This is a genomic window from Burkholderia pyrrocinia, from assembly GCF_003330765.1.
GTDB classification, from domain to species: Bacteria; Pseudomonadota; Gammaproteobacteria; order Burkholderiales; family Burkholderiaceae; genus Burkholderia; species Burkholderia pyrrocinia_B.
Genome location: NZ_CP024902.1, coordinates 1082003 through 1093855 on the forward strand (window position 1 = coordinate 1082003; position 11853 = coordinate 1093855).

An 11853-nucleotide genomic window follows, 5' to 3' on the forward strand; every position below is an offset into this window, starting at 1 on the left:
TGGTCGCCGGCGAACCTCGCTGCGATTGCGCTCGCGCTGCGCGCACGCATGCGATCGGCCCGGCGCAAGGCCGGACCGGTTGTCGCGAAGCGGATGCCGTTGCCGTGTTTCATCTGTCTAGCGCACCTCGATGCCGGCCGTCACGCGGCCTGCCAGTACGCGTCGAGGCGCGCGAACAGTGCGTCGCGCTGCGCCGGGTCGATGAACGACGCCTCGAAGCCGTTGCGGATCACCGCATGGACTTCGGCATCCGTGAGGCGCAGCCCTTCGGCCGTCGCGAAGTAGTTTTCATTGACGTAGCCGCCGAAATAGGCCGGATCGTCGGAGTTGATCGTCACCGCGACGCCGCGATCGAGCAGCGCCTTCAGCGTGTGCTTCGCCATGTCGTCGAACACGCACAGCTTCAGGTTCGACAGCGGGCAGACGGTGAGCGCCGTGCGCGTCCTGGCGAGGCGTTCGACGAGTGCCGCGTCCTCGATGCTGCGCACGCCGTGGTCGATCCGGTCGACCTTCAGCACGTCGAGCGCTTCGTAGATGTAGGCGGGCGGGCCTTCCTCGCCCGCATGCGCGACGAGCTTCAGCCCGAGCGCGCGCGCCTTTTCGAACACGCGCGCGAATTTCGTCGGCGGATGGCCGAGCTCGGACGAGTCGAGGCCGACGCCGATCAGGCGATGGCGATAGCGCTCGAACAGCGGCAACGCGGATTCGAACGTCGCGAGCGCGTCCTCTTCGGACAGGTGGCGCAGGAAGCACAGAATCAGCTTGCTCGACAGCCCGCGCTGCTCGGCATCGGCGAGTGCGCGCTCGATGCCCGCGACAACCGTGTCGATCGGTACGCCGCGCTCGGTGTGCGTCTGCGGGTCGAAGAACAGTTCGGTGTGGACGACGTGGTCGGCGAGCGCGCGTTCGCAGTACGCGGCCGTCATGTCGTAGAAATCCTGCTCGGTCAGCAGCACGCTCGCGCCTGCGTAATAGATGTCGAGGAACGACTGCAGGTCGGTGAACGCGTATGCGGCGCGCAGCGCGTCGATCGAGTCGTACGCGAGCTTCACGCCGTTACGCTGCGCGAGCGCGAAAATCAGTTCGGGCTCGAGCGAGCCTTCGATATGGATGTGCAGCTCCGCTTTCGGCGCGCGGGCGATCTTGTCCTTGAATGTCGGGGTCATGGCGTCGTTCTTGGTCGGTCAGTAGGTAGGGGAAGCCTGCGCGGGCGCGTTCGCCTCGACGGCCTGCAGCAACTGCGCGGCCACCGAGATCGCGATGACTTCGGGCGCCTTGTCGATGATGCCTTCGACACCGATCGGGCAGCGCATCCGCGCGACCTGCGCCGGGTCGATGCCGATGGCCGCGAGGCGATGATCGAACTGCACGCGTTTCGCGTGCGAGCCGGTCATCCCGAAGTACGCATAGTCGCCGCGTCGAAGGATGCGCTCGGCCAGCACGAAATCGAGTGCGTGGTCGTGCGTCATCACGACGAAGTAGGACTGCGGCGGCGCCGCGTCGACGGCGTCTGCCGGGGAAGCGGCCGCGTCGATCGCGAGATTGCCGATGCCGGCGAGCGCATCGGCCGGCGGGAACACCGCATCGGGCCCGTCGATCCAGCGCACGTTGCACGGCAGCGTCGCCAGCACCTTCACGAGCGCGGTGCCGATGTGCCCGGCGCCGAATAGCATGACGGGGAACGCATACGGCGCGATCGTTTCGGTCATCAGCGATACGCCGCCGGTTTCCCACAGCAGGCAGTCGGCACGCGCGGCCTGCGATTCGGGCTCGCTCAGCAGCGGCGCGCCCGGCGAGGGGCCGAATGATACGCTACGCACGGTCGCGGCGCCTGCCGCGACGCGCTTCGCGAGCGACATGATCCAGCCGAGATCGCCGACGTCGAGCCGCTCGAACGCGAGTACGACCGCACCGCCGCAGCACTGGCCGAGGCTCGGGCCGAGCGCGAGCCGCTCGAGCCTGCGCGCGTGGGGCACGTGCGCGCCATCCTTCAGCAGGTGCCGAGCGATCTCGATCGCCTTCCATTCCAGATGACCGCCGCCGATCGTATGGCGGGCCATGTCGCGCGTGACGAGCATCTTGGTGCCGGCTTCGCGCGGCGCGGAGCCGTCGGTGTGCGCGACCGTCACGAGCACGGCCGCTTCGCCGTGCGCGAGCAGTTGCTGCAGATCGCCGAGCCAGGCTTCCATCAGCACGCTCCGTTCGGGACGACGCGGCACGACACGCGGCGCGGGCTGGCGGGCGCGGCGGCAACGAGGACGGACGGGAGCGGGGCAGGCCGGCCGCTCGGCCGATGCGGTGCGGCGGCGGCGCGCTGACGGCGCGCGCGAACGGCGCCGCCGGACGCGCGGACGCCATGAGGGTGACGGATGCGGATGGTTTGCGTTGTCATGATGAATTCAGTCGACATTGCGGATCGGGCGCGCGTTACGCAGGGGGTGGTGAGACCGCCTGGCCTCGCGCACGTAGATCGCCATCCAGTCACGAAGATAGCACCGCAATGCGGCGGGAACATCGCCGGGCGGTGATCCGGGCTATCAGGAGGCGATCATGTCGATCATAGGCCCGTCGCGCGGTAGCGGGGCGCCGATGCGTGCGCATCGGGCCGAAACGCATGCGTGACGGGGCGCTGGTGCGGAAGTCGCGCGACGCGCGTTCGCCCGGAAATCCGGGCGGCGGCGGATTAGGTGTTTACGCGCGGCCGGCTAGGTGCGGCCGGCCGGATGCTGTCTGCGAAAGCGTCCGGCAGGGCCGCGCGCAGGGGAGGCGCGAAACCGGCCGGTCAGGCCGCGAGCTTGCGGCGATGGCGCCAGAGGCTCGCGACGACGGCAATCAGGATCGCGGCGAAGCCGATCAGCGCCCAGCCGGGCAGCAGGATGCCGAAGATCGGCGGGTAGACGGTCTCGCACAGCCCGGCGACCTTGAACATGCCGGGGAACCACTGCGCGGGCGGCAGGCTGTCGACGATCGGCTGCAGCGTGTCGAAGCCGCAGCTGAAGCCCGGATTCATCTGGATCGACAGGTGCCGTGCGGCCGTGCCGACGCCGCCGGCCGCGGCGATTGCGATCAGCAGCTCGAGCACCCAGATTACGCGCCAGTTGCGGATCCCGGCGGCGAGGAACGCGAAGATCCCGATCGCGGCGAAGAAGTAGCGCTGGATGATGCACAGCGGGCACGGATCTTCGTTCTTCACGTACTGCAGGTACAGCGCACCGGCCAGCAGGGCGATGCACACCCATCCGAGCAGCATCAGCAGGCGGCGTTCGCGGCGTAGCGCAAGCGTGTAGTCGTTCATGTCGGCGGGGTTCCTCGTGGGTCGGTCCGGAAAACAATCGCGCGATTTTAGCGCGAATGGTCTGGCACGAAACTGACAGCGCGCGTGCGGCACCCTGCCGCACCGCGCGCGCCGCCCCCCGTCAATCGGTTTGCGCGGTCAGCGGATCGTTTTCAGCACGGCCTCTACCGACTGGCCGATCGCGAGCAACGCGTCGTCGCGATGCGGCGCCGCCGCGAGCATCAGGCCGACTGGCGCCGCGTCGCGCGGATGGCACGGCAGCGACAGCGCGCACGCGTCGAGGAAGTTGAACGCGCTCGGGTTGCGCAGGATCAGCGCATTGGTGCGCGTGAACGCGGCCTCGTCCGCTTCGAGTTCGGCGATGCGCGGCGGCACGACCGGCACCGTCGGCGCGACAAGCGCATCGAAGCGCGACCAGACCGTGTGCGCGGCTTCGTCGAGCATCGCGGCGCGCGCGGCGAGCAGGTCGAGATAGTCGGCCGCGCTCGCGGGTTCGCCCTTCAGGATCCGCGTGAGCACGCACGGGTCGTACTGGTCGCGATGTTGCGCGAGCAGCGGGCGATGCCACGCGTAGGCCTCGATCGGCGAGAAGCCGAAGCGATTGATGTCCGGCAGCCGGTCGAGCGCAGGGAAGCGCACTTCCGTGACGATCGCGCCGGCGGCTTCGAGATGCTTGAGCGCGGCGTCGAGCGCGGCCGCGACGTCGGCATCGACGCCGTCCGTCACGTAGTTCGTCAGCACGCCGAGCCGCACGCCTTCGAGCGGCCGCGCGGCCGGCACGTGCGGTTCGAGGCCTGCGAGCATCCGGTCGACGAGCGCGCAGCATGCGACCGTCAGGCCGATCGGGCCGAACGAGTCGAGCGTGGTCGACAGCGGCACGCCGCCTTGCGTCGGGATCCGGTTCGCGGTCGGCTTGAAGCCCGTCAGCCCGCACAGTGCGGCCGGAATGCGGATCGAGCCGCCCGTGTCGGTGCCGAGCGCGACGGCGGCCATCCCGTCGGCGACGGACGCGGCCGCGCCGGACGACGAGCCGCCGGAAATCCGCGCATCGCCCGGCACGTCGCGGTGGTACGGCGAGCGCGGATTGCCGAAGTGCGGATTCAGCCCGAGCCCCGAGAACGCGAACTCGCTCATGTTCGTGCGGCCGACCAGCACCGCGCCCGCGCGCTTGAGCCGCGCGACGGCCACCGCATCGGTGCTCGCGGCCGGCGCGCCGTCGAGTACGCGCGAACCCGCCCGCGTCACCTGGCCCGCGACGTCGAACAGGTCCTTGACCGACACGGGAATGCCCGCGAGCGGCGACAGCACGGTGCCTGCGGCGCGCAGCCGGTCGTGCGCATCGGCGGCCGCGCGCGCGTTGTCGGCATCGACTTCGGTGAAGACGACGGCGCCCTGGCCCGACGGATCGGCGATCCGGTCGAGCGCGGCGTCGACGAGCGCGCGGCTCGTGGTCCGGCCGGCGGCGAGGTCGGCGGCGAGCTGGGCGAGCGGGGGGAAGGGCGTGAAAGTGGTCATGGGCGGCTCAGGGGCGAAGATGTTGAAGAAGCGTGGAGCGGAACGAATCGATATGGCCTTCGACGGCCGCGCGCGCGCCGGCGGCGTCGCGCGCGGACAGCCGTTCGAACAGTTCGCGATGCTCGTGCTGGACGTCGGCTAGATGGTGAGGTTCGGACAGCGTGACGAACCAGAAGCGCAGCGAACGCTCGTGCAGCGCGCGCAGGATCTCGGCGAGGACCGCATTGCGCGCGGCCGCGGCTATCGCCTGATGAAACGCGCGATCGAGTTCCATCATGCCCTCGACGTCGTGCGTATCGACGCAGGCTTGCCCGTCGTCGAGCAGCGCGGCCATGCGCGCGAGATCGTCGGGCGCTGCATGGCGAGCGGCGAGTTCGGCACAGTGCGCTTCGTTGATGCGCCGCACGTCGATCACCGCGACGATGTCGTCGAGCGACAGCGGCTGTACCATCAACCCCTTGCGCGGCATCACGGACAGCAGCCCTTCGAGCACGAGCCGATGCACGGCCTGGTGCACCGGCGTGCGGCCGATCCCCGTGCGCGCGACGAGGTCGGCTTCGTTGAGCGCGGCGCCCGGCTTCAGGCGCATCGTGATGATGTCGCGCTGGATCAACGCGTAGGCTCGGTCGGCGAGACTGACCGCCGACGCGGCGGGCCGGTCGCGAGAGACGTCGGTCAGGGCATTCATGCGGGTTGCGGCGCGGTGGCCGGACGGGGCGCGATCATGGCGCGGGCGCTCGGAAAGCGTGGACGATGCCTGGATATTATTGTGATATATCACTGGTGTCCAGTGCGAGCGACGAGACTTCGATGTCGCCTGCATGCGAACGGGGACGCTCCCCGGCGTGGTTTGCCACCAACTTGCAACAATATCGACAGGATGTTGCAGGTTTGCCGTGCGATCGTGCACTGAAGCATAATGAACCCTCGTCTATCGATACGCGTGAGCGACGTACCAGACCATCGTCATGAGCGAATACACGCCTTCCCCGGCCGGTCTGCCCGGCACCCTTTCCCCTTCTTCCGATTCTCCCCGTCCCGATCCGGCGAAAACGCCTGATGCGCCGGCAGCGCAGGCCGCCGCGCAGAACGTCGCCGTGGACGGCGCGTCGCCGGTCACGGCTGCGTCCGAGCCGGGTGCGCCCGGCGCGACGGGCGCTGCCGTGCCGCCTAAGCCTGGCGCGCCGCCGCCCGGGTTCGGCGCGGCGCCCGATTTCGACACGCCGCGGCCGCCGCCCGCGAACGCGCAGAATGCGCCGCCGGCCTACCTGAAGCAGAGCGACACGCCGTGGTCGGTGTTTGGCCGGATCGTTGCCGCCCGCGCGCGCCGGCTGTTCGACCGCGCCGGCCAGCGCATCACGCAGCGCACGCTGCGCATCGGCGTGTCGGCGCGGATCTTCCATCCGGAACCGGGTGCGAAGGGGCTGCGGGGCAAGACGCTGCAGTATCTCGAGGAATCGATCGCACACTGGGTGATGTCGCGCGATGTGCTCGTATTCATGATTCCGACCGTCGGCCACCAGGGCATGATTCACCCGAGCAACATCCGCCTGCGCGACTACGCGAAGCATCTCGACGGCCTGCTGCTGCAGGGCGGCGCCGACGTGTCGCCGCAAACCTACGCGGCGTCGGACGCTCGCCCCGAATGGCCGGGCGATCGTGTGCGCGACATGTACGAACTCGAACTGCTGCACGAGTTCGTCGAGTCCGGCAAACCCGTCCTCGGCGTGTGTCGCGGCTGCCAGCTGATCAACGTCGCGTTCGGCGGCTCGCTGTATCAGGACATCGCCACCGATGTGCCGACCGCGCATGCGCACGTGAGCGAGCATTACGACCAGCATCGTCACGCAATCCGCTTCCCCGACACGTCGACGCTCGCGAGCATGTTTCCCGGGCGCAGCGAAGCGATCGTCAACTCGATCCACCATCAGGCGATCCGCGATCTCGGCCGCGATCTGAACATCGAGGCCGTGTCGGCCGGCGACGGGATCATCGAGGGCATCCGCCATCGGCGTTCGCCGTTCGTCGTCGGCGTGCAATGGCACCCCGAGTTCCATCGGGCGGGCGGCTCGGAGCTGCTCGACTGCACGCCGCTGCTCGATGCGTTCCTGCGCGCGTCGCGCGAAACCCGCCTGTAGAAAGCCACATTCCTTGCATCGCGCGAAGGCCGGCCGCATCCCGATAAATTCGAGATGCGGCCGTTTGGTTCTGAACGATAATCGCGAGTTCCGATTCGTTCGCCGGAGTCCAACGTTGGCTTTCCAGAATTTTTCCGCTGCACGATGCGCAACGTGGATCGTTGCACTGGCCGCCTGCGCGCAAGCGGGCGCGGCCTGGTCCGCCGACGCGACCGCGCCTGTCGCCGGTACGCGTCCGGCGGTAACGAGCCTGAGCGGCGATGCGTCGCCAGCGGCCTCCGCCGCCGCCGCGACGGATGCAACCGCGCAAGGCAACGTCGCCGAACTGACGCAGATGCTGCACGACGGCCGGATCGTCGAGATGCGCACGACGTACAACGGCAGTTACGGCGCGAGCCTGATGTTCGATCCGCGCGAGATGACGTACTACGTTGCGCTGTTCCAGGACAGGAATCTGTGGCGCGTGATCCGGTCGCAGGAGAAGAACCGCGCGGAGATGGTGTACGCGAACTTCGTCCAGCAGACCGTGCAACTCGCCGATATCGAAATCTGCCGTACCGAGTTGCAGGCGCAGAAGGCGTTTCTCGAACGCGTGATCGCGCTGCAGGCGAATCGTGCGCAGCAGTTGCAGGCCGACCTGGGCGTCGCGCGCAGCCAGCAGGCCGAAGTCGCGCAGCGGCAGAGGTCGGCCCAGGAGCAGACACAGGCGCTGCAGGTCGAGAAGCGGGCCGCGCAGTTGCAGTTGCGCGATCTGCAGGAGCAGGTGCGGCAGCTCGAGAAGCAGACCGAGACGGGGCTGCCCGCGCACAAGTAACGATTCGTCGGACAGACGGGGCGAGACGAACGAAACCCGGCGAAGCGGTCTGCGCCGGTTTTTTTATTGGGCGGCCGTCGCCCGGTGCTGATCGCGTTCACAGTGCTGACCCTGCTGTCGGCCTGCCCGGCCGTGCTGTGGCTTGTCGGCACCCCGTCGTTCCTGCGGCTGCTCGCGGTCGAACTGTGGCTGTCGTTTTTTTCGTCTGTGTTCAGGCTTCGCGCAGCGCGCCGGCGACCGCGGCTGCCACGTCGAGCCATTGTCCCGGCGCGGGCTGGCGGGCGATCCTGGCATGCGGATACCACGGGCAATCGTCGCCGGTGAACCAGCGCCAGTCGGGCGCGAACGGCAGCATGACCCACAGCGGCTTGCCGAGCGCGCCCGCGAGGTGCGCGACCGCCGTATCGATCGTGACGACGCCGTCGAGCCGCTCGATCAGTGCGGCCGTGTCGGCAAAGTCGTTGAACCGGCCGTCGAGGCGATGCACGCGCGGATGCGCGTCGACGCGCACGCGTTCATCGTCGTCGAGTGCGGGCTGCAGCACGATCCAGTCGATGTCCGGCAGCGCGAGCAGCGGCGCGAGCGCGTCGAACGGCATCGAGCGGTTTTCCTGCGCCTGCCGGCGCCCCGACCAGGCGAGGCCGAACTTGCGCTTCGATTGCCCGCCGAGCGAGCCGCGAAAGCGCCGGCCGGCGCCGTCGGGGGCATCGAGGTAGCGCGAGCCCGCGACGATGTCCTCCGGCTGAAGCCCGAGCAGGAACGGCAGGCTCATCAGCGTGCAGGCGACATCCGCCGCAGGCGGCTTCGCGGCACCTTGTGCGACGAGCGTCACGCGCCAGCGCGACGCGGCCGGCGCCAGCAGCGCGACGAGTTCCGGCTGGACTTCGAGCACGACACGCGCGCAGCGTGCGCGGGCGAGCGGCACGAAGCGGACGAACTGCAGCGTGTCGCCGAACCCCTGTTCCGCGCGGATCAGCAGTGTGCTTGACGCAATCGGCTCGCCTTGCCAGCGCGGCAGCGTGCCGAGCGGTGTCGCGCCCGGCGTCTCGTGGCGCGCTTCGTACGCGGGCAGGCCGCGCGTGAAGTCGCCGAGCGTCAGCAGCGTGACCGCGCGGTGCAGCCGCGCGAGCGTGAGATCGGGCGCGACGCGCAGCGCCTGGTCGAATGCGCGCAGTGCCATCTCGTGCGCGCAGAGCGCGTGATGGGCGTTGCCGAGATTCAGCCAGGCCAGGCTGAACGACGGATCGAGACCGACGGCGCGCTCGTAGTAGGGCAGTGCGTCGCGGTGGCGCGCCTGCGCGCACAGTGCGTTCGCGAGCCCGAACAGCGCGAGCGGAAACGGCGGATGCAGCGCGAGCGCGGCTTCGAACGCGGCGGCCGCGTCGGCATGCCGGCCGACCGCATCGAACGTGTTGCCGAGATTGAAATGCGCGGCGACGAAGCGCGGCTGCGCGGCGATCGCGGCCTGGAAGTGCGCGATCGCGTCGTCGGCGCGGCCCATCGCATTCAGCGCCATCGCGAGGTTGTTGTGCGCGCCCGCATGCCCCGGCCGCAGTTCGAGCGCGCGACGGAAAGCGGCGAGCGCGCCGTCGTGGCGGCCGAGCGCGTTCAGCGCGTTGCCGAGATTGTTGTGGATCGATGCGTCATCGGGCGTGAGCCGGAGCGCGCGGCCGAATGCATCGATCGCATCGTCGTGGCGCTGTAGCGCCGCATACGCGTTGCCGAGGTTGTAGTGCGCGAGCGGAAATTCGGGCGCGAGCGTCAGCGCGTTGCGAAAGCGGTCGATCGCTTCGTCGAGCCGGCCGAGCGCTTTCAGCGCGTTGCCGAGATTGAGCTGCAGCGCGGCATCGTCCGGACGCAGCGCGACGGCGCGGCCGACGAGATCGGCCGCCTCGGCGTGCTGGCCCTGCTGGTGCCGCAGCACGCCGAACAGATGCAGCGCGTCGGCGTCGGCGGGGTTGGCGGCGAGCGCGGCGCGATAGCCGTGCTCGGCCTCGGCGAGGCGGCCTGCGCGGTGTGCGGCATACGCTCGGTCGAATTCGGAATCCATGACGCGATAACTGACGGAAAGCGCGTATTTTCCCACACCGCGCGGAGGTGCCGCGCGTCGGCCGGTCGGCATATGGCCCCGTCACGCGGAGCGGCGTAGACTTGCAGGGTCGCGTGTCATCGAGGTTCGCATGGCTGACACACTGTCCGATATCCCGCCCGTGCTGATCGTCGGCGCGGGGCCGACCGGTCTTGCCGCGGCGATGAGCCTCGCGCGGGCTCGCGTACCGGTGCGCATCATCGATCGGCTCGCTGCGCCCGCGCCGTATTCGCGCGCGATCGGCATCCAGGCGCGCACGCTCGAACTGCTGGAGCAGCATCGTGCGGTCGAGCCGTTTCTCGCGCTCGGCCATCGCGCGCATGCGGCCGCGCTGCATGCCGACGGCCGCGTGATTGCGCGGCTCGATTTCGATCCGCTGCAAACACGCTATCCGTATCTGCTGTTTCTCGACCAGCGCATCACCGAGCGCCTGCTCGCCGAGCACCTGGCCCGGCTCGGCGTGACGGTCGAGCGCGGCGCGACGCTGACCGCATGCAACGCGGGCGGCACGTCGCTCGACGTGTCGATCCGCAGCGCCGACGGCCGCGACGAGTCGTTCGCGCCGTCGTACCTGATCGCCGCCGACGGCGCACACAGCACGGTCAGGCATCTGCTCGGCCTGGGCTTCGCCGGGCATGCGTACGAACAAACTTTCCTGCTCGCCGATTTCGCGGCCATACCCGACTGGCCGGACGAAGAGATCCACCTGTTCACCACGCCCGAAGGCATTGCAGGCCTGTTTCCGATGGGTGGCGGCCGTTACCGGCTCGTGGCCGACCGGCCGCCCGGCAGTGACGCGTCGCCCGATGCGCCGACCCCGTCGCTCGCGGAATGCGACGCGATCGTGCGTGCCCGTGCGGGCGTGTCGATCTCGCCGAGCGATCTCGCATGGTCGTCCTATTTTCACCTGCACAGCCGGATGATCGACCGGCTGCGTCACGGCCGCGTGTTCTTCGCGGGTGACGCCGCGCATGTCCACAGCCCGGCCGGCGCGCAGGGCATGAACACCGGCATTCAGGAAGCATTCAATCTTGGCTGGAAGCTCGCGCGCGTGCTCGGCGCGGGTACGCCCGAGCGGCTGCTCGACACCTATCACGCGGAGCGCCATCCGATCGAGCGCGACGTGTTGCGACAGACCAGTCTTGTCACGCAGATCGTCGAAGCCGAGCGTGGCGCGATGAAGCTGCTGCGCGATCATGTCGTGCCGCTGCTGGCGTCGTTCGGGCCGATGCGCGATGCGGTGCGGCGCACGGTCAGCGAGCTCGGCGTGCAGTACCGGAAGAGCCCGCTCACGCTGGAGCGCGTGCTCGACGGCGGGCCGCGCGCAGGCGAGCGGGCGCCCGATGCGCTCGTGCACGTGATCGACGGGCCGCTCGGTCAGGCGCCCGGAACGGCGCGGCTATACGACCTGCACGATCCGGCGAGTTTCACGCTGCTGCTGCTGGAAGAGCCGGCGAATGCCGACGCCAGCGAGGCGCCACCCATGGCGGCCGATGCGCAGGCGCTCGTGCAGGGGCTCGAACGGATCATGCCGGATGCGGTGCGCGTGTGGCGCGTCGCCGATGCCGAAGGCGACGGTGCCGCCGGGCTTGCACAGGAGTACGGCCGCTCGCGGCCGTCGTTTTACCTGCTGCGCCCCGATGGCTACGTCGCCGCGCGCGGGCGCACGCCGACCGACGCGAGCGCGCTGCTGCGCCACTGCGAAAACTGGTTCGCGGGCATGTCGCCGCCCGCGTAGCGGCGCGGTCAGGCGCTCGCCGCGGCGGGCACGAGCGATGCACGGTGCGCGGCGATCGCATCGAGCACGATCGGTGCCGCGCGTTGCGCGGCTTCGCTCGACGGATCGTCGAGCGCGGCGAGAAACGCACGCCGCATCCGCGGTTCCCAGAAGCGCCGGATATGTTCGGCGATGCCGGTCAGCGCTTCGTCGCGATCGGGCATCGATTCGAAGAATGCGCCGATCTGGTTGGCCATGTCGATCAGGTGTCCATTGTCCATCGCA

The 11853-nt window shown here is 69.4% G+C and carries 10 protein-coding genes; 3 read left to right on the forward strand and 7 right to left on the reverse strand.

Going from position 1 to position 11853, the window contains the following annotated elements; genetic code table 11:
* Positions 1-140: 140 nt before the first annotated feature.
* The 5 genes from CUJ89_RS05195 to CUJ89_RS05215 all read right to left on the reverse strand — a co-directional run bounded on the left by CUJ89_RS05195 (position 141) and on the right by CUJ89_RS05215 (position 5498).
* Positions 141-1166, reverse strand: coding sequence for an adenosine deaminase (locus CUJ89_RS05195; protein ID WP_114176422.1), 1026 nt, complete (start codon positions 1164-1166; stop codon positions 141-143).
* Between the two features lie 18 nt (positions 1167-1184).
* Complete coding sequence (gene xdhC / locus CUJ89_RS05200; RefSeq protein WP_114176423.1) at positions 1185-2189, reverse strand: xanthine dehydrogenase accessory protein XdhC; 1005 nt, start codon at positions 2187-2189, stop codon at positions 1185-1187.
* 593 nt (positions 2190-2782) lie between these two features.
* Positions 2783-3295 carry a disulfide bond formation protein B gene (locus CUJ89_RS05205; protein ID WP_114176424.1) on the reverse strand — a complete coding sequence of 171 codons (513 nt, stop codon included), beginning with the start codon at positions 3293-3295 and terminating at the stop codon, positions 2783-2785.
* Between the two features lie 138 nt (positions 3296-3433).
* On the reverse strand, positions 3434-4810 hold the full coding sequence (locus CUJ89_RS05210; protein ID WP_114176425.1) for an amidase: 1377 nt from the start codon (positions 4808-4810) through the stop codon (positions 3434-3436).
* Positions 4811-4817: 7 nt separating this feature from the next.
* Positions 4818-5498, reverse strand: a complete 681-nt coding sequence (locus tag CUJ89_RS05215; protein WP_114176426.1) for a GntR family transcriptional regulator — start codon at positions 5496-5498, stop codon at positions 4818-4820.
* A gap of 280 nt (positions 5499-5778) precedes the next feature.
* Between CUJ89_RS05215 and CUJ89_RS05225 the strand changes: the two genes are divergently transcribed.
* Together CUJ89_RS05225 and CUJ89_RS05230 are read left to right on the forward strand one after the other, a co-directional pair.
* Complete coding sequence (locus CUJ89_RS05225) at positions 5779-6948, forward strand: gamma-glutamyl-gamma-aminobutyrate hydrolase family protein (RefSeq protein ID WP_114176427.1); 1170 nt, start codon at positions 5779-5781, stop codon at positions 6946-6948.
* Between the two features lie 115 nt (positions 6949-7063).
* Positions 7064-7762 carry a DUF2968 domain-containing protein gene (locus tag CUJ89_RS05230; protein ID WP_114176428.1) on the forward strand — a complete coding sequence of 233 codons (699 nt, stop codon included), beginning with the start codon at positions 7064-7066 and terminating at the stop codon, positions 7760-7762.
* 211 nt (positions 7763-7973) lie between these two features.
* On the opposite strand, the gene CUJ89_RS05240 is transcribed toward CUJ89_RS05230, so the two are convergent.
* A complete protein-coding gene (locus CUJ89_RS05240; protein ID WP_415859036.1) occupies positions 7974-9812 on the reverse strand; it encodes a tetratricopeptide repeat protein in 1839 nt (612 codons plus the stop codon).
* A 130-nt stretch (positions 9813-9942) separates the two neighbouring features.
* On the opposite strand from CUJ89_RS05240, the gene CUJ89_RS05245 reads away from it, so the two are divergent.
* On the forward strand, positions 9943-11589 hold the full coding sequence (locus tag CUJ89_RS05245) for an FAD-dependent monooxygenase (RefSeq protein WP_114176431.1): 1647 nt from the start codon (positions 9943-9945) through the stop codon (positions 11587-11589).
* A gap of 8 nt (positions 11590-11597) precedes the next feature.
* Here the strand turns inward: CUJ89_RS05245 and CUJ89_RS05250 are convergent, their stop codons facing one another.
* Positions 11598-11849 carry a formate dehydrogenase subunit delta gene (locus CUJ89_RS05250; RefSeq protein ID WP_114176432.1) on the reverse strand — a complete coding sequence of 84 codons (252 nt, stop codon included), beginning with the start codon at positions 11847-11849 and terminating at the stop codon, positions 11598-11600.
* Between the last annotated feature and the right edge of the window lie 4 nt (positions 11850-11853).

What these genes read in the sequence shown, in the direction of transcription:
- CUJ89_RS05240 (WP_415859036.1), bottom strand. Translation starts at nt 9,812, where the DNA reads ATGGATTCCGAATTCGACCGAGCGTATGCCGCACACCGCGCAGGCCGC.
- CUJ89_RS05250 (WP_114176432.1), bottom strand. Translation starts at nt 11,849, where the DNA reads ATGGACAATGGACACCTGATCGACATGGCCAACCAGATCGGCGCATTC.
- CUJ89_RS05215 (WP_114176426.1), bottom strand. Translation starts at nt 5,498, where the DNA reads ATGAATGCCCTGACCGACGTCTCTCGCGACCGGCCCGCCGCGTCGGCG.
- CUJ89_RS05225 (WP_114176427.1), top strand. Translation starts at nt 5,779, where the DNA reads ATGAGCGAATACACGCCTTCCCCGGCCGGTCTGCCCGGCACCCTTTCC.
- CUJ89_RS05205 (WP_114176424.1), bottom strand. Translation starts at nt 3,295, where the DNA reads ATGAACGACTACACGCTTGCGCTACGCCGCGAACGCCGCCTGCTGATG.
- xdhC (WP_114176423.1), bottom strand. Translation starts at nt 2,189, where the DNA reads ATGGAAGCCTGGCTCGGCGATCTGCAGCAACTGCTCGCGCACGGCGAA.
- CUJ89_RS05245 (WP_114176431.1), top strand. Translation starts at nt 9,943, where the DNA reads ATGGCTGACACACTGTCCGATATCCCGCCCGTGCTGATCGTCGGCGCG.
- CUJ89_RS05195 (WP_114176422.1), bottom strand. Translation starts at nt 1,166, where the DNA reads ATGACCCCGACATTCAAGGACAAGATCGCCCGCGCGCCGAAAGCGGAG.
- CUJ89_RS05210 (WP_114176425.1), bottom strand. Translation starts at nt 4,810, where the DNA reads ATGACCACTTTCACGCCCTTCCCCCCGCTCGCCCAGCTCGCCGCCGAC.